We start from the raw sequence: 23,512 nt of genomic DNA, 5'->3' as shown, positions 1-23,512 counted from the left end.
GTATAATATTGCTAAAATAAACCTAAATACAAGATTGAAAAAATTCGCTCATTATAAGCAGGCAGATTTTAAAGACTGTGGCCCCACATGTCTAAAAATTATTGCAAAACATTACGGTAAGACAATCCATATTCAGGATCTTAGAGATTTTAGCGAGACGACCCGCGATGGAAGCAATCTCCTGTTTCTGAGTGATGCCGCCGAGAAAATTGGTTTTAGGACTTTGGGAGTAAAACTGAGCTTAGAAAGATTGGAAGAAGCTCCGTTGCCGTGCATTCTGCATTGGAATAAAAACCATTACGTTGTACTTTATAGAATTAAAAAAGGGACTTACTATATTTCAGATCCTGCATTTGGGCTAATTGAATACAATAAGGAAGATTTTTTAAAATTGTGGATTGGCAGCAATGCCGATGATGGGACAAAGGAGGGAATTGCACTGCTGATCGAAGCAACACCTAAATTTTTTCAGTCTGATTTTGATAAAGAAGATCATAAAGGGTTGGGTTTTGGAATTTTGTCCCAATACGTGATCCGATACAAATCGTATCTTTTTCAACTAAGTATCGGGTTGCTGGCCGGGAGTTTACTGCAACTGATATTTCCTTTTTTAACCCAGAGCATTGTAGATGTCGGAATCCAGAACCAGAATATCCATTTTATTTATCTGATTCTCTTTGCCCAGCTGTTTCTCTTTGCAGGAAGAACAGGTTTAGAGCTCATAAGAAGCTGGATACTGCTTCATCTCTCCACGCGTATTAATATTTCACTGATTTCAGATTTCTTTATCAAGCTAATGAATCTTCCGATTTCTTTTTTTGATGTAAGAATGACAGGTGACATCATGCAACGTATAAATGACCATCACAGAATCGAAAAAATACTGACCACATCGTCTTTAAATGTGCTTTTTTCTATTATCAATATGTTTGTGCTGGGAGGAGTTCTGGCTTATTTCAATGTAAAGATATTCTTGGTGTTTTTTGCTGGAAGTCTTCTTTATTTTGGCTGGATAAGCATGTTTTTAAAACGGAGGGAGATTTTAGATTACAAACGTTTTGCGGAAGTTTCTAATGAGCAGGGAAAAGTTATGGAGCTTATTAACGGAATGCAAGAAATTAAGCTTCATAATGCCGAAAAACAGAAACGATGGGGTTGGGAATATGTCCAAGCGAGACTCTTTAGGGTTTCGATAAAAGGACTGGTTTTAGAACAATCGCAAACCATTGGGTCGTCGGTAATAAATGAATTAAAGAATATCTTCATTACTTTTTTATCTGCGAAATTAGTTATCGACGGTTCAATTACTCTGGGGATGATGTTGGCAATTAGTTCGATTGTAGGCAGTTTAAATGGCCCAATCGCACAACTTATCCAATTTGTGAGAGAGCTTCAGGATGCTAAAATTTCATTGGCAAGGTTGTCTGAGATTCATGAAAAAGAAGACGAAACGCAGCAGGAAGAGCATCAGTCTCATGATGTCCCTTATGATTCAGATATCGAATTAAAAAATGTCTCTTACAGATATCTAGGTTCAGATATTCCTGTTCTAGATAATTTAACCTTAAAAATTCCAGCCAATAAAGTAACGGCAATTGTCGGAACCAGCGGAAGCGGAAAAACAACGCTCATGAAGCTGCTTCTTAAGTTCTACGAACCCGAAAAAGGAGAGATCCTAATTGGGAATTCGCAACTTAGAAACATATCGCAGTATGCCTGGAGATCAAGCATTGGGGCTGTAATGCAGGAAGGATTTATTTTTAGCGACACCATAGCCAATAATATTGCCTTTGGAGTAGATAAAATTGATAAGGAGCGGCTGGTTTATGCTGCAGATGTGGCAAATATCAAACAGTATATAAGCGAATTGCCATTGGGCTATAACACCAAAATCGGCGCAGAAGGAGTAGGGATGAGTACCGGACAGAAACAACGGATGCTGATTGCTAGGGCAGTGTATAAAAATCCCGAAATTCTGTTTTTTGATGAGGCAACATCAGCTTTGGATGCTAACAATGAAAAAGAAATTATGCAGAAGCTTGATATTTTCTTTAAGAACAAAACCGTAATTGTAATTGCGCACCGATTAAGTACTGTAATGAATGCGGACCAGATTGTGGTTTTGGATAAGGGCAGAATTATTGAAATCGGAAATCATGTTACACTGGTTGAACAGAGAGGTAGTTATTTTGAATTGGTTAGAAATCAGTTGCAGTTAGGAAATTAATTATGGCAGAAAACAACGATACATTTGAATTAAGAAGCGAAGAGGTTCAGGATATCCTGACTAGAGTGCCACATTGGATGATACGATGGGGAACCGTTTTAATATTTGCCATTATCATCATGCTGTTTTTTGTTTCTTGGTTCGTTAAATATCCAGATGTCGTGAAAACCGAGATCGTCATTACAACCAATATCCCGCCAGAAAAAATAGTGTCAAAATCTTCTGGACGTATTGAAGCAATTCTGGTTCGGAATAAAACATTGGTTGAAAAAAACAGCACGCTGGCCATCATTGAAAACACAGCCAATTATAAAGATGTTTTCCTGCTGAAAAAGATTGTTGATAGTTATGATATAAACGGCTCAAAGAAAGAATTTCCTTTTGAGATACTTCAAAACAAACAGTTAGGCGAAATAGAAAGTGCTTTTGCAGTTTTCCAGAAGGATTATCAGGCTCAAGAACTAAATAAAGACCTGCATCCTTTTCAGGTGGAAAGCAGGGCACAGCAGTCCGAAAAAGTGCAGATAACCGAAAGGATCGAAATCCTGCAGCAACAGAAATCAATTAACGAGCACGAACTGGAGCTTCAGAAAAATGAAGTGGCTCGCTTTGAAACCTTATTCAATAAAGGGATTATTTCTGCACAGGAAATGGAAGCGAAAAAATTGGGTTTTCTTCAAGCGCAGAAGAATTACAGAAGTTTATTGTCGTCAATTTCTCAGCTGAGATCTTCTTTGATTGACAATACAAAATCAAGCCAGAATTCGCAGATAAACAGCACTAGAGAAGAGGTTAACCTCGGACGTAACGTGTCACAATCTTTCTATCAATTGAAAAAAGTGATAAGAGACTGGGAGCTGGCTTATGCGCTAAAATCTTCTATCAGTGGCAAAGTGACTTTTTTGCAGGTCTGGAATGAAAATCAGACTATAAATGTTGGAGATAACGTATTTTCAATAATTCCAGATGCTAAAAACAGTTTTATAGGAAAAGTAAAAGCGCCGGCTCTAAATTCAGGAAAAATTAAAGTGGGGCAGCGCGTCAATATCCGTCTAGCCAATTTCCCTGACAGAGAGTTTGGGGTTTTAAAAGGCGAAATCAAAAACATTTCACTGGTTCCCGATAAAGATGGAAACCTGCTTATAGACGTGGCTCTTCCAGACGGACTGAAAACATCCTATAATAAACAGATTGCCTTTCAACAGGAAATGAAAGGAAGCGCAGAAATTGTAACCGAAGATCTGCGTTTAATTGAAAGAATTCTGTATCAATTTAAGAACATTTTTGAACAAGTTTAATACTAATTTTAACTAACCTAAACCACCCCCAAGTTATCAATGAAAAAAACATTACTAATTACTTTTTTACTCTTATTTCAATACTCTTTTTCAAAACCAATTACAGAAACTCAAAAGTTAGCCACAACCTGCAAAGTTTGGGGGTTTCTAAAATATTATCATCCAAATGTTACCGATGGAAGTAAAAATTGGGATGAACAGCTATTTCAAATTTTGCCAAAAATCGAGGAAGCTCAGACCTCTGAAGCATTTTCTTCAGTGCTAGAAAATTGGATTGTTTCTTTGGGAGAAATTAAAAAACAAGAAACTCTAAAACCCGATGTAAAAAAAGAATATTTTGATAAAAACTTCGACTTGTCGTGGTTTAATAATAAGGAGTTGTTCTCGAAATCACTTTCAAAAAAATTAAAGTTTATTGAAGAAAACAGGAATAAGAATCAGCAATTCTATTACACTTCTAATCCCTATATAGAAGTGATAAACGAGATTAAGTACAAGGAATTTAAATGGACGGATAAGAATCTGCGTCTTTTGGCTCTCTTTCGTTATTGGAATCAAATGGAATACTTTTTTCCGTATAAATATAAAATGGACCAAAGTTGGGATTCTGTTTTAATAGAAATGATGCCTCGATTCAGTAATCCAGAATCTGAAATGGATTTTGCATTAGCGATGCGTGAAATTTCAATAAAACTAAACGATACGCACGCTTCCACTCAAATGAGGCAGATGTATGATTATTTTGGAGATAAATTTATTACTGCTGATGTAGCTTTTATAGATAATAAAGCGGTTGTTGTTGCTTTAAAAAATGATTCACTAGCTAAAATTGATGATTTTAGAATAGGAGATGTCGTTACAAAAGTTGATGGAAAAGCAGTAGGAGATTTAATCAAGGAAAATTTGAAATATGCAGAGGGCTCTAATATGCCTGCAATTTTAAAAAATATTTATTGGGCTGTTTTCAATGGAAAAACAGAATCAATCGAAATCGAATTTATTCGTGACAACACCACTTCTGTCAAAAAAGTTAAACGTTACACCTATTCAAAATTAAGAATCACAAATGCTAAAAATGCAGAGAAATGGAAATTATTGGATGATAGTATTGGGTATGTTGATGTTGAGAGAATAAAAGCAGATGAACTTCCTAGTGTAATGAAGCAATTTGAAAATACAAGAGCAATTGTTTTTGACGCCAGAAAATACCCTCAAGAACCAAATATTGAAGAAGACATAGCACAATATTTATATCCAGGAGAAAAAGCATTTGCAAAATTTATAGATGCGGACTTGACATATCCAGGGAGATATGTTTGGAGAGAAGATCAAAAAACAGGAAGAACAAATGCTGATTATTATAAAGGCAAAGTGATTATTTTGCAAAATGAAAAAACGCAAAGTCATGGTGAGCATCTAGTAATGTGTCTGCAAGCAGCTCCAAATGCCACAATCATTGGTAGTCAGACTTCAGGTGCAGATGGTGGAACGTGTAGATTTGAAATTATAAAAGGTTATTCAACCATATTTACAGGTTTTGGAATTTTTTATCCAAACGGAAAAGAAACACAAAGAATTGGTATTGTTCCAGATATCGAAGTTAAACCAACAATTTTAGGTATTCAGCAAGGTAAGGACGAAGTTCTTGAAAGAGCAATTCTTTTTGCTAAAAATGGTAAATAATTAAAAATAACAGTAAAAAAATATCATGAAAAAAATCATCGTTTTTTGTTTAATATTATTGGGAACTGCTGCTTATTCTCAAAAATTAGATTGCATTAGATTTAAGAATGGAAAGTTTGCGGCTCCAGCTTTTCCAGATGAATACGCTATTCGAAAAGATTCTATTGAAGAGTGTTATTTTGATAGTAAATTGCAAACCGTTTGGAGTGTCAAATGGCTTAGTGATTGCAAACTTGAAAGGGTTTGTATAAAAAACTTAGGAGCCGAGAATGTTAAAATTGGAGATAAAAGTGTAGCAGAAATAATTTATACAGACGATGAATGCGTTACTTATAATATAGTATATTTTAATGAAGAAAACCCGAATGGAATAGATTTTCAAAGAGGAGTGTGTCTGCAAAAAGAATAATTTATTTAAAGATATTTTTTACATCTTTAAATAAAAATCTTTAGTCAATTCAATATATTCAGGAGTATAAACGTGTCTGTTGATTTCGACAATAAGTTCGTCGATTTCAATTTCAGGAACTTCATTACGGCTAAAAGCTAATAAACTACGCTTAATTTCCGATTTTGGAGTTCCTTTAACTCTCGTGATTTTTATTGGATAGAGTTCTGATTCTTTTGCTAGAGCAATAAATTTTTCTTCTTCTTTAAAGGGAATAATTAAAACAAATATTCCGTTTTCTGAAAGTAATAAATCGGCAGCTTCAACCAATTCTTCAAATGGCATTGCGTCTTGAAAACGAGCTAAATCACGTTGCTCACTTTCTGTTTTATAATCTTCTGCATAAAAAGGCGGATTCGAAACAATTAAATCATATTCATCTTCTGGTTCTTCAATAAATTCATCTAAACCAGCGTGAAAGCAGAATAAGCGATCTCCCCAAGGAGAACTTTCAAAATTTTCTACCGCTTGTTCGTAAGCGTCTTCATCAATTTCAAGCGCATCAATTTGTTCTGCATTTGTTCTTTGCGCCAGCATCAATGCAATTATCCCCGTTCCAGCGCCAACATCTAAAACACTAAACGGATTATGATGAATAGGAGCCCAAGCACCAAGTAAAACACCATCTGTGCCTACTTTCATAGCGGTTTTGTCTTGTTTAACAGAAAATTGCTTAAACTGAAACATAGTAAATTCTAATTTATTATTAAGATTTTGAATTCAGGTAAGAAACTGAACACTTAAAACTGAGACTGAACACTAAATTAAAGATACATCTCCACAAGACCTTCAGGAAGATCCATGATTACTTTTTTGTTTTCGCGATCAATTTTAACCAAGAAATGGTCAATCATTGGAATTAGCATTTCAACTTCGCCATTTAAAACTTCGAAAAGTGGCTGAGCAGTAGAATCATTTATAGAAGTTATTTTACCAAAAACACCAAGACGTTTGTCTTCAATTTCGAAACCAATAACTTCATGATAGTAGAATTTGTTGCCAGTAAGTTTTGGCAACATAGATAAAGGAAGGAAAACACCGTTTCCGATTAAGGCGTCTGCATCTTCTTCGCTATTAACATCTTCAAAACTAACTCTTAAAAAGTCGTTTTTATGTAAAGAGCTTTTTTCAATAAAAAAAGGAACCAAGTGTTTGTTGTGTTCAACAAACACTGATTCCAGATTTTCGTATAACTCAGGTTCATCCGTGTCTAAATAGACTAAGACTTCACCTTTGAAACTAAATTTTTTAGCGATTTTACCTAAATAAAAACAATCTTCTTTACGCATTATCGCCAAGTAAAAATTATGCTTCAGTTGTTTCGTTATTCTCTTCAGCAGCAGGAGCTTCTTCAGTAGCTTCAGCAACTTCTTCAGTAGCCTCAGAAGCTTGTGCAGCAGCTTCAGCTTCAGCCTGTGCAGCAGCAGCATCAGCAACACGTTTAGCGTTGATTTCTTGCTCAGCTTTTAAAGCTTTTGCTTTAGCATCAGCTTTTGCTTTAGATAAACCATCTTTTTTAGCATCAACTTTTCCAGCTTTTGATTCTAACCAAGCAGTTAATTTAGCATCTGCTTGCTCTTGTGTTAAAGCACCTTTACGAACTCCTCCATCAAGGTGGTGTTTCAATAAAGCACCTTTGTAAGAAAGGATAGCTCTTGCAGTATCAGTTGGTTGAGCACCGTTGTGTAACCATTTAACTGCGCTGTCAAGGTTTAACTCAACAGTTGCTGGGTTAGTGTTTGGATTGTAAGTACCGATTTTCTCTAAGTATCTACCATCTCTTTTTGAGCGTGCATCTGCAGCTACTACCCAGTAAAAAGGTTTTCCTTTTTTACCGTGTCTTTGTAATCTAATTTTTACTGACATAATCTAGTGATTAAATTTTGAGGTACTCGACCTCTGTTAATTAAGGGCGCAAAGATATAATTTTTTTATGAAAAACACGTTTTTAAAAGGATTAAATGTATCTGAGTTGTTTTTTTAGCATTTTTTTGACTTTTTAAATTTTAGGGTTTAGCTCTTAATACGATACTTTTGCAGCAAATTCATTTTAAATATGAAAAAATACTTTTATTTTTTATCACTTTTACTACTAGTTGTATCCTGCACATCAGAAGATGTGACGTCTAATAATAAAGCTTTTCAAGCCTTAAAAGATAATGTTTTTTGGAGAGCAGAATTTTTTCAAGCCGGCACAGAGACCAATGGAATTTTTACTGTTGAAGGTTCTTTAGATTACGATCAGATAAGATTTCAGATTCCTGAACCAGCTGAGAAAACGTATGTTTTAGGTGTAGATGATGATACGAAAGCTGTTTATAAGAATACATATAAAGGAAAAGAAGCAGAATTTAGTACTGGAACTGGCAAAGGAAATGGAGAAATTATGATTACAGAATATAATGCAATCGATAATACCATTTCGGGAACGTTTAAATTTACGGCGGTTAATGCGGATTCTGATGCTGAAAAACAAACAATTCATTTTTCAGAAGGTGTCTTCTATAAAATTCCTGTAACACCAGAACATAACTTTATTACTACTAATAATTAAGTTCTGATCGAAGTATTCTGGGGTAAATCAAAATAAAAACTTAAATAAACTCATAACATAGTGGATTAGATAGAAATAAGATTACATTTGCTTATTATTATAAATAAATATCTATGAATATTTTTGTTGGAAGCCTTCCATTCAGTATTGAGGAAGCAGATTTAAGAGAGTCTTTTGAGGCTTATGGAACAGTTGACTCTGTTAAAATTATTACTGATAAATTTACTGGAAGAAGTAAAGGCTTTGGTTTTGTTGAAATGCCAAATGATAATGAGGCTCAAAAAGCTATCGACGAATTGAACGGTGCTGTTGTTGCAGGACGTACAATCGTTGTGAACAAATCTGAGCCAAAACCAGAAGGCGAAAGAAGAAGTTTTAATAACAATCGTGGTGGAAATGACCGCGGTGGTTACGGAAACAACCGTGGTGGAAATGACCGCGGAAACAGAGGAGGATATTAATATTTTTTTTCTAAAATATAAAAGGGATCAACGAAAGTTGATCCCTTTTTTTATGTTGTTTTCGTTTCAGATTTCAAGTTTAACGTTACAACAACCTGAAACCTGAAACCTGAAACCTGAAACTTGAAATAACCAATTATACATTCGCAGCTAACCAGTCACCAACTTCTTTAGTGCCGTATGCTTTGCCTCCATTAGCTAAATCTTCTGTAACTACTCCAGCTTCTAAAGCTTTATTTACAGCGTCTCTCATGGCTTTTCCTTCTTCCATTAATCCAAAGTTTTCGAACATCATAGCAGCAGATAAAATAGTAGCCATTGGATTTGCTATATTTAATCCGGTAGCTTGTGGATAAGATCCGTGAATAGGTTCGAATAAAGATACTTCAGCTCCCATAGATGCAGAAGGCATTAATCCCATTGAACCTGAAATTACAGAAGCTTCGTCTGTTAAGATGTCTCCAAATAAGTTTTCAGTAATTAATACGTCATAAGAATTTGGCCATTGAACCAAACGCATTGCTACAGCGTCAACAAATTCGTAGCTAACTTCAACCTCTGGATAATCTTTTTCCATTGCCTGAACAGTTTCTCTCCACAAACGTGAAGTTTCCAAAACGTTTGCTTTATCAACGCAGCATAATTTTTTAGAACGTGTCATGGCTAATTCAAAACCTTTTTTAGCTAAACGCTGTACTTCGGCTCTTGTGTAAACACAGTTGTCATAAGCAGTATCTCCGTTGTCTTTCCTTCCTTTTTCGCCAAAGTAAATTCCACCTGTTAATTCTCTTAAGAAAACCAAATCAGTACCTTCAATTCGTTCTCTTTTTAATGGAGATTTATCTAATAAAGATGGGAAAGTAAAAGTTGGTCTTACGTTTGCGAACAAGCCTAAAGCTTTACGCATTTTTAATAAACCTTGCTCTGGTCGTACTGGTGCAGAAGGATCGTTATCGTATTTTGGGTGTCCGATTGCTCCAAAAAGAACGGCATCAGCATTTTTACAAACTTCGTGTGTTGCATCTGGGTAAGGTTCTCCAACTGCATCAATTGCAGCTGCTCCAGTTAAAGCCGGTTTCCAAGTAATTTCGTGTCCGAACTTTTTTGCAATAGCATCAGATACTTTTACTGCTTCATTTATTACTTCTGGTCCGATTCCGTCGCCGGCTAAAAGGGCTATGTTTAATTTCATTCTATATTTTTTAAAAGGTTCTAAGGTTCTGAGTTGCTAAGCTTCTAAGTTTTTCTTCTTAGTGGCTTAGTTTTTTTTAAAGGTTCTAAGGTTCTGAGTTGCTAAGGGCTTAAGGTTAAAGAAAAATCTTAGAACCTCAGAACCTTAGTCTCTTAGCGCCTTAGGTAATTATATTAAGCATTTTTTGTGTTGCAATAATCGCTGCAACGGTTTGATCTGAATCTAATCCACGGGTTTTGAATTCTTTTCCGTTGTTTGTCCATGTAATAATGGTTTCACACAATGCATCAGAACTACTTCCCGGTGGGATTCTCACAGCATAATCGATTAATTTTGGAAGCGTAAGTTTCTTGCTTTTGTAGATTTTTGATAAAGCATTCATAAAAGCGTCAAACTGACCGTCTCCTTGCGCATTTTCTTCGATTATTTCTCCGTTTAAATTTAAAGATAAAGTCGTAGATGGGCGCATTCCTTTAGAATGAACCAGCATATAAGAATTTATAGTTATTTTTTCTTCGTAAGTATGACTGTCCAAAACATCCGAAATAATGTATGGAAGATCTTCTTTGGTTACGGTTTCTTTTTTGTCGCCCAATTCGATGATTCTTTGAGTAACCAATTTCAAATCTTCGTTGTTTAATTTTAAACCTAATTCCTGAAGATTTTTTTCAATATTGGCTTTTCCAGAAGTTTTTCCTAGAGCGTATTTTCTTTTTCTTCCAAAACGTTCTGGAAGAAGATCGTTGAAATATAAATTGTTTTTGTTGTCTCCGTCAGCATGAATTCCAGCTGTCTGCGTAAAAACATTATCTCCTACAATAGGCTTGTTGGCAGGAATTCTGTAGCCTGTAAAAGTTTCTACCAATTTGCTTACAGAATACAATGAAGTTTCTTTTACGTTGATGTTTACTTGTGGCAAATAGTCATTAATTACAGCAACAGTACTTTCAAGAGGTGCATTTCCAGCACGTTCTCCCATTCCGTTTACCGTTACGTGAAGTCCGTTGATTCCCGCTTTTACGGCTTCCATGACATTGGCAATGCTTAAGTCATAGTCATTGTGTGCATGGAAATCAAAATGAATGTTTGGATATTTTGCTCTGATTTTCGAAATAAATTCAAAAGTCAGAGAAGGAATTAAAACTCCTAAAGTATCTGGAAGTAAAACTCTTTTGATTGGTTGTGTTGCTAAGAAATCCAAAAATTGAAATACATAATCTGGAGAATTTCGCATTCCGTTGCTCCAGTCTTCCAGATAAACATTGGTTTCTATATTGTTTTCTTTGGCTAAAGCAATAATCTGAGAAATTTCAGAAAAATGCTGTTCTGGAGTTTTTTTTAATTGATGCGTTAAGTGATTCATTGAACCTTTGGTCAATAAATTCTGTACTTTGGCACCGGCTTTTTTCATCCAGTCAATTGAAACGCCTCCGTCAACAAACGTTAGAACTTCGATTCGGTCAATGTAACTACGTTCTTCAGCCCATGAAGTAATGCCTTTTACGGCTTGAAATTCTCCTTCGCTTACGCGTGCAGAAGCAATCTCGATTCTATCAATATTTAATTCCTCCAGCAATAATTGCGCAATGGTCAGTTTTTCTGCAGCAGAAAATGAAACTCCTGATGTTTGTTCACCATCACGAAGTGTCGTATCCATTATTTCAATTTTTCTTTTTTCCATATTGATAATCTATATTTCTTTTAATTTCGAAATGATAGCAGGTTTGTATTATTAATTTAGAAAGACCCGACTGGTTTTTAAAGCCTGCCGGGTCTAATAGACTGAATGATATTTCTATTAGTACGGAAGTTTATCGGCGAAAGTCTTAATATCTTCCTTCATGTTTTGTAAATAATCAATATCGTCAAAACCATTAATCATGTTATTTTTTTTGTAACCGTTAATAGCGAATGATTCTTGCTCGCCAGTTGACAATAAAGTAATCGTTTGGTTTGGAAGATTGATTTCTAATTCTGTATTTGGATCAGCTTCGATAGCTTCGAAAATATTTGCTAAAAATTCAGGGCTGATTTGTACTGGTAAAACACCAATATTTAAACAGTTTCCTTTGAAGATATCAGCAAAGAAACTAGAAACTACAGCGCGGAATCCGTAATCGTAAACTGCCCAAGCAGCATGCTCTCTAGAAGATCCTGAACCGAAGTTTTTTCCTCCAACAAGAATTTTTCCACTGTAAGTTGGGTTATTTAAAACGAAATCAGCTTTTGGAGTATCGTCTCCGTTATATCTCCAATCTCTAAAAAGATTATCTCCAAAACCTTCACGTTTTGTAGCTTTTAAGAAACGAGCCGGGATGATTTGATCTGTATCTACGTTCTCAATTGGCAGTGGCACTGCACTGCTCGTAAGTATATTAAATTTATCGTATGCCATTTGATTTTTGATTTTAGATTAACGATTTCTGATTTTAGATTTGTTGTTGTGTCTTAAAATTGTAATCGTTAATGTTTTTTGTAAAATGTAAATTGAAATTTTAGAAGATTTTTTAATGAAGCGTATCGAAATCTGAAATCAAAAATCGCTAATCTTCATTCTTAAATCTTTAAAAAAGCTCTCTCGGATCTGTTAATTTTCCAGTAACTGCCGCCGCAGCCGCCATAATTGGAGAAGCTAAAAGCGTTCTTGAACCAGGACCTTGACGGCCTTCAAAGTTTCGGTTTGAAGTACTTACTGCATATTTACCAGCAGGAACTTTATCATCGTTCATTGCTAAACAAGCAGAACAACCCGGCTGACGTAATACGAAACCAGCTTCAGTCAAAATATCCAAGATACCTTCTTCTTTGATCTGTGCTTCAACAACGTGAGAACCCGGAACTAACCAAGCCGTAACATTATCTGCTTTTTTTCTTCCTTTTACAATTTCAGCAAAAGCTCTAAAATCTTCAATACGTCCGTTTGTACAGCTTCCTAAGAAAACGTAATCGATTTGTTTTCCAATCATTACGTCATCTTCATTGAAGCCCATGTAAGCCAAAGACTTTTTGTAAGTTTCCTCACCGCCTTCAACTTCTTTTGCACTTGGGATATGTTTTGTAATACCAATTCCCATTCCAGGGTTAGTACCGTAAGTAATCATTGGTTCGATATCTTCTGCTTTGATGTTTAATTCAGCATCAAACACAGCGTCAGCGTCAGTTTTTAACGTTTTCCAATATTCAACAGCTTTTGTCCAAGCTTCACCTTTTGGAGCGTAAAGTCTTCCTTCTAAGAAATCGAAAGTAGTTTGGTCAGGAGCAATCATTCCTCCACGAGCACCCATTTCGATACTTAAATTACAAACTGTCATACGACCTTCCATAGTCATGTTTTCAAAAACATCACCAGCATATTCAACAAAATAACCTGTACCTCCAGAAGTAGTTAATTGAGCGATAATATAAAGTGCAACGTCTTTTGGACCAACACCTTTGCTTAATTTACCGTTTACGTTAATACGCATTTTCTTTGGTTTAGGCTGCATAATGCATTGCGTAGAAAGAACCATTTCAACCTCAGATGTTCCGATACCAAAAGCGATAGCTCCAAAAGCACCGTGAGTAGACGTATGCGAATCTCCACATACAATAGTAGCACCTGGCAAAGTAATTCCGTTTTCAGGACCTACTACGTGTACAATTCCATTTTTTTGGTGACCTAATCCCCAGTGCGAAATTCCGTATTCGTTAGCATTGTCTTCAAGAGCTTGAAGCTGATTAGCAGAAAGCGGATCTTGAACTGGTAAATGTTGGTTTATGGTTGGTGTATTGTGGTCGGCAGTTGCAAAAGTACGTTCCGGATATAATACGTTAACGCCTCTTGATTTTAATCCTAAAAAAGCAACAGGACTCGTAACTTCATGAATGAAATGGCGGTCAATAAAAAACACATCTGGTCCATCTTCAATTTTACGCACAACATGTGAATCCCATACTTTGTCAAATAATGTCTTACTCATTTTTTATTTTTTTTAATTGTAATTTCTATAACCACAGCAATTTCCTGTTCATTATAATAGCAAAACAAAAGTAAAAAAAGATAAAAAAGCGTCAATTTCAATATTTCATTATATACGATACCCAAACCAAATTACAAATTGCCAAATGGCTTTTGCAAACTAAAATTTGAAAGAAAAATGATTAAGAAACTGATTTAGCTTTTCTTTTTCGGCTTTAATTTTTCTTGTTTGTTTTTTGTTTTAATAGTTTGCAAATTTATCTCAAAATCAATACAAAATATAAGAATTTGTTTAAAAAAATCTAACAAAATGAATAAAAATAGTAATAATTGTTAGTTTTGATTTCTTTGTAAAAAGGATGGTTTTTAGATTTTTTGAACCCTTTAAAGGAGTTTTTTGGGTGTTATTTAGATTGAATAAAGTACCAAAATACTACGACATCCAAGAGGTGTATTTTTATGAAATTTTATGATTTTTTAAGACCGAAATTGATTTTTTGAAGACAATAATTTTTAAAATTAATTCAACGAATTTTTAAATTCTAATGGAGTAAGACTGGTTTTCTTTTTGAATAATTTACTAAACGATTGCGGATATTCAAAACCTAACTGATAAGCAATTTCTGCTACCGAAAGATTGGTAGTAATCAGGAAATCTTTTGATTTTTCTATTAATTTCGAATGAATATGCTGTTGCGCGTTTAATCCAGTTAAATTGCGAAGCATATCGCTGAGATAATGACTTGAAACATTAATCTGCGAAGCCAGAAATTCTACTGTTGGCAATCCTCTTTTTAAGGTTTCTGCATTGCTAATATAGTTATCCAGAGTTTCTTCGACTTTTAATAATAAATCGTTACTGATGGTTTTTCTGGTAATGAATTGGCGCTTGTAAAAACGATTGCTGTAATTCAGCAAAACATCAATGTAAGAGACAATCACGTCCTGACTCATTTCGTCAATTGCGGTATTGAGTTCGTTGTCGATGCTTTGTAATAATCCAATAATAATAGTTTTTTCACTGTCTGAAAGATGCAGAGCTTCATTGGTGTCATAAGAAAAGAAGCCATATTTTTTGATGCTTTTTCCCAAAGGATAATTTCGAATAAAATCGGGATGAAATAAAAGTGTATAACCGCCATATTCGACGCCTTCTTCATTTTCAGTAAAAATTAACTGAGTTGGAGAAGCAAATAGGAGTCCGCCTTCGTTGAAATCATAATAGCCTTGGCCGTAGCCCATTTTTCCTTTGGTAGAAAACTTATAAGAGATCTTATAAAAATCAAGCATAAAGGCATGATTCGCTAAATTTTCATTTATAACCAACTGTGTATTGTCTACCAAACTCACCATCGGATGAAGTGGTTTTGGCAATCGAAGGAGGTCGTGAAACTGCGATATAGAAGAGATTTTTTCTGGATTATTGTTTTTCTTTTCCATGATATAAAAGTATGAAAATTTGAAAGACTAATGAGGCTGTCCTAAAAGCATTGGACAGTCCCTTTGATTTTGCAATATCAGCTTCGAAGAAGCGAAATATTTATAGAAATCGTATTTGTTGTTGAAAGCAAAGCTCCAGGGGAGCGACATCTGTATTGCAATAAATATGTCGCTCCTGTAAAGGTTAGATATTTCGGTAACAAAATTTAACTTTAATAAATTTTGTTGCGATGAGAAATAACAGTCAGGATTCAACATTAGAAAGAAACTATTTAGAGAAGTATCGATTTTTGATAAGAGAATATGAGCAGGTAAAAAGTAAAACTCATCCAGTGCATAAAAAGGCGATGGATTTTTATAAGGCAAATGACACCTGCAGAAAAAGTTTCTTAAAGTATTATAACCGCTATAAGCAGAGCGGTAAGTCTTTAGATTTACTGCCTCAAAAACGTGGTCCAAAATACAAGACAAGACGTCCTTTACCTTTTATAGAACAAAAAGTAATTGAATTAAGAGAAAAAGGAAACAATAAATATGAAATTGTTAGTATCTTAAATCCCAGATTAGGAAAACATACACCTTCATATTCTGGAGTTTATAATATTTTAAAACGGCATAGAATAAACAGGTTAACTCCGAAGATTAAAAAGAATCATCAGAAAATAATCAAGGAAAGAATGGGACAGCTGGGTCATATTGATTGTCATTATTTAAGTAAAAGTATAATTCGTGGAGAAAACAAAAAGCTTTATTTAGTCTGTGTAATTGATGATTACAGCCGGATTGCTTGGGCTGAATTAGTTTCAGATATTACCAGTTTAACAGTAATGTTTGCTTCATTAAAATGTTTAAATATCTTAAGCAGCCATTATGAAATAAAATTTGAAGAGATATTATCTGATAATGGAGCTGAATTTGGACCTAAAACAAGCAAAGTAAAAAGCCAGCATCCTTTTGAAAGAATGCTTATGGAATTAGGCATAGTGCACAGATATACAAAGCCATATAGACCACAGACAAACGGTAAAGTAGAGCGCTTTTGGAGAACTCTAGAAGAAGATTTATTAAGAGATACTGATTTTGATTCTCAAGAAGAACTAAAAGAAGAATTATTACAATACTTATATTATTATAATCATGAAAGACCGCATCAAGGTATTGATGGTAAAAAACCGATCGAAATGATAAATCCGTTACCGAAATAAGTGACTTTTACAGCTCCCCTGGAGCTATTTTGCACCTTCATAATTGAATTTCTATAAATATTTTGCTCCTCTGGAGCTTAATAAAAGAATGTTCAATATTTTGTGGGTAGGGTTATTAGAAATAATTATTCTCCAAAAAATTGTTTGCCAAATTCAGAACGAAAAACCTCGTCTCCAACTTCCAATCTTTGTTTGTAAAGTGCTTTTGCGTCTTCTCCCGCGACATATCTTAGCTGGTTTTTTCCATCCGTAGCAGCCTCATAAACTACACTCGCAATTTGTTCAGGAGTTGATGCCATTTCAAACATGGTGTCAACGTTTCCAAACATTTTATTAGTCATTGTTTCATATTCTGGCAAAGTGCTTGTGTCAAGTGAACCATGAAGGAATTCAGTTTTGATTGCTCCTGGCGAAACTGTTTTAATGTTTATTCCAAACGGATTTAATTCATAAGCCATACTTTCGCTCCAGCCTTCTAATCCCCATTTTGTGGCGTGATAGATTGATCCTAAAGGAAAAGCAATCAAACCTCCAATAGATGTTGTCGAAATAAATGAACCGTTTTTTCTTTCTCTGAAATATGGGATGAAAGCATTTGTAACACGAATTACGCCTAATAAATTAGTGTCCAATTGTTTTGTGATTTGATCATCTGTTAAACTTTCCAAAGGTCCAATTAATCCATAACCAGCATTATTAAAAACAATGTCAATATCGCTTAGTTCCAATGCTTTTTTTACTGTAGTTTGAATTTGATCGTAATTGGTAACGTCTAAAGGTAAAAGCGTTACATTTTTTAATTGAGAAAGTTCCGTTTCTTTTTCAGGATTTCTCATTGTTGCGATTACATTCCAGCCCTGTTCGTGGAATAATTTTGCTGTTGCTTTTCCTAAACCTGATGATGCGCCTGTGATAAAAATTGTTTTCATGATTATTGTTTTTTTTAATTGTTATAATTTGATGAAGCAAAGTTCAGGATACACTTCAGTTTAAAAGTGTTCATTTTGGTGTAATGAGTATCCAAAATGAATAATCGAATTTTTTAAGACTAAATAATCTAAATTTTATCATTTTTATTAGTTTTTAACAGTTTGTAATAATGATTTTGATTAATGCTTTTTGTTGAATTCTTTATTTCTTGAAGCCAAAAAAAAGCGTAAATTTGAATTCCTCCGATTTTTCATTTCGCATTTTATTATGTTTCATGTTGTCAATGGTTTACAATGTGAAAGATATGAAATTTGGAGCTTTAAAACTTGACCTTTTATAATTCTATGTATTTAATATTCGATACCGAAACAACCGGATTACCAAAACGCTGGGATGCCCCAATAACCGATTCTGATAACTGGCCTCGCTGTATACAAATTGCATGGCAGTTGCATGACGAAATGGGACAGCTTATTGAGCATCAGGATTATTTGGTAAAACCAGAAGGATTTAACATTCCGTATGATGCCGAGCGTATTCACGGAATTTCAACTGAATTGGCTGAAGCCGATGGAATCACTTTGGCCGAAGTTTTAGAGAAATTCAATATTGCCTTAAGCAAAACCAAATTTATCGTTGGACAGAATTTAGGTTTTGACGTTAATATTATGGGAGCCGAATTCCATAGAATGGGAGTGGAGTCTCAAATGGCTTCAATGCCTGTTTTGGATACTTGTACCGAAGTGACTGCTTCGTTATTACAGCTTCCTGGAGGTCGTGGAGGAAAATTCAAACTTCCAACTTTGACCGAATTACACAGCTATCTTTTCAATCAGCCTTTCGCGGAAGCGCACAACGCAACTGCCGACGTTGAGGCAACTACGCGTTGTTTTTTGGAATTGGTTAGAAGAGAGGTTTTTACAAAAGAAGAATTAGATGTTCCGAAGGAATATTTCAAAGAATTTCAGGAAAGAAATGCGGAGCCATTTAAGTTAATTGGTTTAAAGCATATCAACTTAAAAGCAGCTTCTGATAAAATCAGAGAACAGCTTAAAGCTTTAGCTGGAGAAGGTCAGCAGACCGTTGTTTCGGAAGAAGATAAAGCTGATTTTAAAGCAGCAAAATTTGCGCATTTGCACAATCATACGCAGTTTTCGGTACTTCAATCTACTATCGGAATTGGGAATATAGTTGCCGCTTCCGCTAAAAACGGAATGCCAGCCGTTGCCATGACGGATACTGGAAACATGATGGGAGCTTTCCATTTTGTGAGCGCTGTTATGAATCACAACAAAGCCGCATCTGGAAAAAATAAAGCTTTAGTTGAAGCAGGAGAAGAACCAACAGAAACCGAAGTAAAACCAATTGTAGGTTGTGAATTTAATATTTGTGAAAATCACTTAGACAAAAGCAAAAAAGACAACGGTTATCAGGTTGTTTTGATGGCTAAAAACAAAGCGGGTTATCACAACTTGGCTAAAATGGCTTCGATCGCTTATACAGATGGATTTTATTATGTTCCGAGAATTGACCGCAGGATTGTGGAACAATACAAAGGAGATATCATGGTTTTGTCTGGGAATTTATATGGAGAAATTCCGAGTAAAATCCTGAATATCGGTGAAAACCAAGCAGAAGAAGCTTTAATTTGGTGGAAAGAACAATTTGGCGAAGATTTCTATTTAGAAGTGATGCGCCACAATCAGGAAGATGAAAATCGTGTAAACAAAACCCTGATTGAGTTTTCTCAAAAACACAATGTCAAATTAATTGCGACTAACAATACTTATTATTTAAATAAAGAAGATGCCAATGCGCACGATATTTTACTTTGTGTAAAAGACGGTGAAAAGCAGGCAACGCCTATTGGACGTGGACGTGGTTATCGTTACGGACTTCCAAATCAGGAATACTACTTCAAGTCGCAAGACGAGATGAAAAAGCTTTTTGCTGATTTGCCGGAAGCGATTATCAATATTCAGGAAATTATTGATAAGGTTGAAGGATATTCATTGTATCGAGATGTATTACTTCCGAAATTCGAAATCCCTGACGAGTTTATGGTTCCCGAAGATGAAGAAGATGGTGGTGTAAGAGGGGAAAATAAATATTTGCGACATCTTACGATGGAAGGTGCCAAAAGACGTTATGGCGAAATTACCGAATCGATTCAGGAACGTTTGGATTTTGAGTTAATGACGATTTCAAACTCAGGATATCCGGGTTACTTTTTGATTGTACAGGATTTCATCGCCGAGGCGAGAAAAATGGACGTATCAGTAGGGCCTGGTCGTGGATCTGCAGCGGGTTCTGCCGTTGCGTATTGTCTGGGAATTACCAATATTGACCCAATTAAATACGACTTGCTTTTTGAGCGTTTCCTAAATCCTGACCGTGTATCGATGCCCGATATTGATATTGACTTTGATGACGAGGGTCGTGGACGTGTAATGGATTATGTAATCAACAAATACGGTCAAAAACAGGTAGCACAGATTATCACGTATGGTAAAATGGCGACCAAATCGGCGATTCGTGATACGGCTCGTGTACTGGATTTACCGCTATTTGAAGCCGATAGAATTGCAAAACTGATTCCAGGAATGATGCCGTCAAAATGGAATTTGGCACGTTTTATTTCTGAAAGTGAAGAAGAAGTCAAAAAAGCCCTTCGTTCTGACGAATTTGATAATGTAAAAGAATTAATCGCGATTGCCAATGAAGATGATTTGGCAGGAGAAACCATTCAGCAGGCAAAAATTCTGGAAGGATCGATGCGTAATACCGGAATTCACGCTTGTGGGGTAATCATTACGCCATCAGATATTACGAATTACGTTCCAGTAACAACAGCAAAAGATTCCGATTTATATGTAACACAGTTCGACAACTCGGTTGCAGAAAGTGCCGGATTGCTGAAAATGGACTTCTTGGGTCTGAAGACCCTTACACTGATAAAAGATACTGTAAAACTGGTAAAATATAGGACTAATATTGATCTTGATCCCGATACCTTTCCGATTGATGATGAGGAAACGTACGCGCTTTTCCAAAGAGGTGAAACTGTTGGAATCTTCCAATACGAGTCACCCGGGATGCAGAAATACATGAAAGACCTGAAGCCTACGGTTTTTGGAGATTTAATTGCCATGAATGCACTTTATCGTCCGGGACCTTTAGAGTATATTCCTTCTTTCGTTCGAAGAAAAAATGGTGACGAAGAAATCAAATACGATTTAGATGCCTGTGCGGAATATTTATCAGAGACGTACGGAATTACAGTTTACCAAGAGCAAGTAATGCTTTTGTCTCAGTCTTTGGCAGGATTTACAAAGGGTGAGGCCGACGTCTTGCGTAAAGCGATGGGTAAGAAACAAAAAGATGTACTAGATAAAATGAAACCGAAGTTTGTTGAACAAGCGGCAGCAAAAGGTCACGATGCAAAGGTTCTGGAGAAAATCTGGAAAGACTGGGAAGCCTTTGCGAGTTACGCGTTCAACAAATCGCACTCGACTTGTTATGCTTGGATTGCGTACCAAACGGCTTATTTGAAAGCGCATTATCCTGCCGAATATATGGCAGCGGTACTTTCGAATAACATGAATGATATCAAACAAGTTTCTTTCTTCATGGAAGAATGTAAACGTATGGGATTGCAAGTTCTTGGGCCAGACGTAAACGAATCGTACTATAAATTTACCGTAAACGATGACTACGCAGTTCGTTTCGGAATGGGAGCGATTAAAGGTGTTGGTTCTGGAGCCGTAGAAACAATTGTAGAAAACAGAAAAGACGGAAGATATAAATCAATTTTTGATTTGGCAAAGCGAATTGATCTTCGTGCAGCCAATAAAAAAGCGATTGAGAATTTAGCACTTGCTGGAGGTTTCGATTCATTTGAAGGAACAACCAGAGCGCAATATTTCCACGACGATGGAGACGGAATTACTTTCTACGAAAAAGCCATGCGTTACGGATCGAAATTTCAGGAAAATGAAAACTCTTCTCAGGTAAGTTTATTTGGAGAAACTAGCGAAGTGCAAATTGCAGAACCAGTTGTACCACCATGCGAAGACTGGAGTACCATGGAAAAACTGGCAAAAGAAAAAGAGGTTGTTGGAATCTATATTTCAGGGCATCCACTTGACGATTTTAGGTTTGAAATGAAATACTTCTGTAATTCTCGTTTAGAATCTCTGAAAAGTATGAATGAGTATGTTGGGAAGAACCTAATGTTTGCTGGAATTATCAATAACGTTCAGCACCGTGTTGCTAAAAACGGAAAAGGCTGGGCAGCTTTCAATTTAGAAGGTTATGATGAAAGTTATGAGTTTAAGATTTTTGGGGAAGAATATTTAAAATTCCGCCATTTCTTGATTCAGAATAATTTTGCCTTTTTGAAAATAATGATTAAAGATGGCTGGGTAAATCATGATACAGGTAAAAAAACAGATCCGAGAATGCAGTTTGTCGAGATTCGCCAATTGCAGGATATTCTGGAAGCTTTCGCTAAAAAGCTAATCGTTTTATTAAATATAAAAGATTTGCATCCAGAGTTCATTCATAAATTGAGTCATTTGTTTGCTGAAAATAAGGGAGAGAATTCTGTGACTTTTGAAATCATGGAGCTGGAAAAAATAAAACGTTTGGTTGAGGTAGAAACTCCAACAGATTTTGAAGCAGATGATGCTGTTTTTCAAACCGAAAATGAAAATGAAGATAGTGCGATGGAAGATACAAAGATTCAAGAGGTAAATGAAGTTGAAGAAATAAAAGTGGTAACAAAATTAACGATGCCTAGCCGTCGCTTAAAGGTTAGAATCTCAACTGAATTATTGCAAGAATTGGAGAAAATGCAGATTAATTTTAAACTGAACTAAAAATTTAACAGTTAAAATTTAAACACATGTTAATTTTTTATGTTAAAAATATGCATGCATAATAGTTTTTTAGTAATATTGCCCAAAATTACAACGTTTTCGTTCCAAGTCTAACTTTGCAAACGGTAAGAATGTGTTAAAATATTCTATGTTTGTACTAATCAATAAATCAAAATTATGAAAAAGAACCTATTTTTATTAGGATTATTAGTTTGTTCTATGGCCACAATGGCGCAAACAGAAAAAGCAGAAAAACCAGAAAGCTGGTATTTTAAACTGGGAGGATCTTATTTCAACCAAACAGCTTCAACTGAGTTTCCAACTGTTGGAGGAAATGCTGCATTAGACAGAACTTATGTAGGAGGAAAATTAGTTTCTGAAAAAAGTATTACAGGTTCTTTTGGACAAGGTTTTAGAACTGGTATAACTGCTGGTTACCGTTTTTCTACACGTATTGGAGTTGAATTAGGAGTTAATTATTACTCTAGTAATGATAAAACTATGGCACAGACTACTTCAGATCAGCCATATATCCCTACATCTGCAACTACAGGAATTTACAACTTTAAATCAGTTGGTCAAATTACAGCTTTTGATTTAGCTCCTGCAATTGTTATGTTTTTAGGAGAATCTAACGGATTTGAGCCTTATACTAAAGTTGGGGTTTTAGTTCCAATTCACGGAGATTTAGAAATTAAAACAGATGCTGTTGCTCCAGTAGGAGTTAATCCAGGTACTGGTGCTCCAGTTTTTGGAAATGTTCATAGCGTTGATAAAGTAAAACCAAACCCAACTATCGGATTTACAGCTGCTGTTGGTACAACGTACAAACTTACGTCACACCTTTCTGCTTTTGCTGAATTAGAGTACCGTAACTTTACTGTACATGGTAAAACAAAAGAAACAACTGACTTTACAGTAAATGGAAATGATGCTTTGGCTACTAGAACTACAGCTCAAATTCACACTAATTACAGAGATGGTTTAGATGTAAATTCAAACAATGCTCTAACAAATCCAAATGGTGTTAATAAAGACAAACCAATGGATGAATTGAGTTCTTATGTTGGAATCTCAGGATTAGGATTAACATTAGGTATCAAATACAGCCTATAATTTTCCAATTTTTTTTATAGTTTAAAAAAAGAGGATATTCGAAAGAATATCCTCTTTTTTTTGGACGCATTTTTTGTCATCCTTGTAAAGGTTAGATATTTCGGTAACAAAATTTAACTT

At 35.3% G+C, this 23,512-nt stretch carries 18 protein-coding genes; 9 read left to right on the top strand and 9 right to left on the bottom strand.

Going from position 1 to position 23,512, the window contains the following annotated elements; translation table 11 throughout:
• Window positions 1-34: 34 nt before the first annotated feature.
• Genes LPB248_RS09835 through LPB248_RS09820 form a run of 4 tightly spaced genes read left to right on the top strand, consistent with a single transcriptional unit; the run spans window position 35 to window position 5,617 of the window.
• Window positions 35-2,227, top strand: a complete 2,193-nt coding sequence (locus LPB248_RS09835; RefSeq protein WP_177211273.1) for a peptidase domain-containing ABC transporter — start codon at window positions 35-37, stop codon at window positions 2,225-2,227.
• Between the two features lie 2 nt (window positions 2,228-2,229).
• Window positions 2,230-3,525, top strand: a complete 1,296-nt coding sequence (locus LPB248_RS09830; RefSeq protein WP_177211272.1) for an HlyD family secretion protein — start codon at window positions 2,230-2,232, stop codon at window positions 3,523-3,525.
• 39 nt (window positions 3,526-3,564) lie between these two features.
• The gene (locus LPB248_RS09825; RefSeq protein ID WP_177211271.1) at window positions 3,565-5,208 is read left to right on the top strand and encodes a S41 family peptidase; all 1,644 of its coding nucleotides are present in this window, start codon (window positions 3,565-3,567) and stop codon (window positions 5,206-5,208) included.
• 25 nt (window positions 5,209-5,233) lie between these two features.
• Window positions 5,234-5,617 carry a hypothetical protein gene (locus LPB248_RS09820; protein ID WP_177211270.1) on the top strand — a complete coding sequence of 128 codons (384 nt, stop codon included), beginning with the start codon at window positions 5,234-5,236 and terminating at the stop codon, window positions 5,615-5,617.
• An 18-nt stretch (window positions 5,618-5,635) separates the two neighbouring features.
• On the opposite strand, the gene LPB248_RS09815 is transcribed toward LPB248_RS09820, so the two are convergent.
• The 3 genes from LPB248_RS09815 to LPB248_RS09805 form a co-directional block, all read right to left on the bottom strand.
• Entirely contained in the window at window positions 5,636-6,343 is a 708-nt protein-coding gene (locus LPB248_RS09815; protein WP_177211269.1) for a tRNA1(Val) (adenine(37)-N6)-methyltransferase, read from the bottom strand.
• Between the two features lie 77 nt (window positions 6,344-6,420).
• Entirely contained in the window at window positions 6,421-6,945 is a 525-nt protein-coding gene (gene rimM / locus LPB248_RS09810; protein ID WP_177211268.1) for a ribosome maturation factor RimM, read from the bottom strand.
• A gap of 16 nt (window positions 6,946-6,961) precedes the next feature.
• Window positions 6,962-7,522 (bottom strand): 30S ribosomal protein S16, encoded by a 561-nt coding sequence (locus tag LPB248_RS09805; protein ID WP_177211267.1) that lies wholly within the window; start codon window positions 7,520-7,522, stop codon window positions 6,962-6,964.
• A gap of 190 nt (window positions 7,523-7,712) precedes the next feature.
• Here LPB248_RS09805 and LPB248_RS09800 point away from each other — a divergent pair, with 190 nt between their 5' ends.
• Both LPB248_RS09800 and LPB248_RS09795 read left to right on the top strand, forming a co-directional pair.
• Window positions 7,713-8,210 (top strand): DUF6252 family protein, encoded by a 498-nt coding sequence (locus LPB248_RS09800; protein WP_177211266.1) that lies wholly within the window; start codon window positions 7,713-7,715, stop codon window positions 8,208-8,210.
• Window positions 8,211-8,323: 113 nt separating this feature from the next.
• Entirely contained in the window at window positions 8,324-8,671 is a 348-nt protein-coding gene (locus LPB248_RS09795) for an RNA recognition motif domain-containing protein (RefSeq protein ID WP_177211265.1), read from the top strand.
• A gap of 136 nt (window positions 8,672-8,807) precedes the next feature.
• Here LPB248_RS09795 and leuB read toward each other — a convergent pair whose 3' ends face one another.
• The 5 genes from leuB to LPB248_RS09770 all read right to left on the bottom strand — a co-directional run bounded on the left by leuB (window position 8,808) and on the right by LPB248_RS09770 (window position 15,261).
• Complete coding sequence (leuB, locus tag LPB248_RS09790; RefSeq protein WP_177211264.1) at window positions 8,808-9,863, bottom strand: 3-isopropylmalate dehydrogenase; 1,056 nt, start codon at window positions 9,861-9,863, stop codon at window positions 8,808-8,810.
• Between the two features lie 160 nt (window positions 9,864-10,023).
• The gene (locus LPB248_RS09785) at window positions 10,024-11,544 is read right to left on the bottom strand and encodes an alpha-isopropylmalate synthase regulatory domain-containing protein (protein WP_177211263.1); all 1,521 of its coding nucleotides are present in this window, start codon (window positions 11,542-11,544) and stop codon (window positions 10,024-10,026) included.
• A 117-nt stretch (window positions 11,545-11,661) separates the two neighbouring features.
• The gene (gene leuD, locus LPB248_RS09780) at window positions 11,662-12,258 is read right to left on the bottom strand and encodes a 3-isopropylmalate dehydratase small subunit (RefSeq protein WP_177211262.1); all 597 of its coding nucleotides are present in this window, start codon (window positions 12,256-12,258) and stop codon (window positions 11,662-11,664) included.
• Between the two features lie 169 nt (window positions 12,259-12,427).
• A complete protein-coding gene (gene leuC / locus LPB248_RS09775; RefSeq protein ID WP_121362563.1) occupies window positions 12,428-13,822 on the bottom strand; it encodes a 3-isopropylmalate dehydratase large subunit in 1,395 nt (464 codons plus the stop codon).
• A gap of 518 nt (window positions 13,823-14,340) precedes the next feature.
• A complete protein-coding gene (locus tag LPB248_RS09770) occupies window positions 14,341-15,261 on the bottom strand; it encodes a helix-turn-helix domain-containing protein (protein ID WP_177211261.1) in 921 nt (306 codons plus the stop codon).
• 230 nt (window positions 15,262-15,491) lie between these two features.
• On the opposite strand from LPB248_RS09770, the gene LPB248_RS09765 reads away from it, so the two are divergent.
• Window positions 15,492-16,466, top strand: a complete 975-nt coding sequence (locus LPB248_RS09765; protein WP_177210027.1) for an integrase core domain-containing protein — start codon at window positions 15,492-15,494, stop codon at window positions 16,464-16,466.
• Window positions 16,467-16,591: 125 nt separating this feature from the next.
• Here the strand turns inward: LPB248_RS09765 and LPB248_RS09760 are convergent, their stop codons facing one another.
• Window positions 16,592-17,395: an SDR family oxidoreductase gene (locus LPB248_RS09760; RefSeq protein WP_177211260.1), complete on the bottom strand. Its 804-nt coding sequence runs from the start codon at window positions 17,393-17,395 to the stop codon at window positions 16,592-16,594.
• Between the two features lie 345 nt (window positions 17,396-17,740).
• On the opposite strand from LPB248_RS09760, the gene dnaE reads away from it, so the two are divergent.
• Together dnaE and LPB248_RS09750 are read left to right on the top strand one after the other, a co-directional pair.
• A complete protein-coding gene (gene dnaE, locus LPB248_RS09755) occupies window positions 17,741-22,276 on the top strand; it encodes a DNA polymerase III subunit alpha (protein WP_177211259.1) in 4,536 nt (1,511 codons plus the stop codon).
• Window positions 22,277-22,453: 177 nt separating this feature from the next.
• Entirely contained in the window at window positions 22,454-23,392 is a 939-nt protein-coding gene (locus LPB248_RS09750; protein WP_177211258.1) for an outer membrane beta-barrel protein, read from the top strand.
• Window positions 23,393-23,512: the final 120 nt, after the last annotated feature.

It is taken from the genome of Flavobacterium sp. LPB0248 (genome assembly GCF_013388355.1).
Lineage (GTDB): Bacteria > Bacteroidota > Bacteroidia > Flavobacteriales > Flavobacteriaceae > Flavobacterium.
Note: the sequence above shows the minus strand (reverse complement) of the source record. Positions and strands in the feature narration are given on the sequence as shown.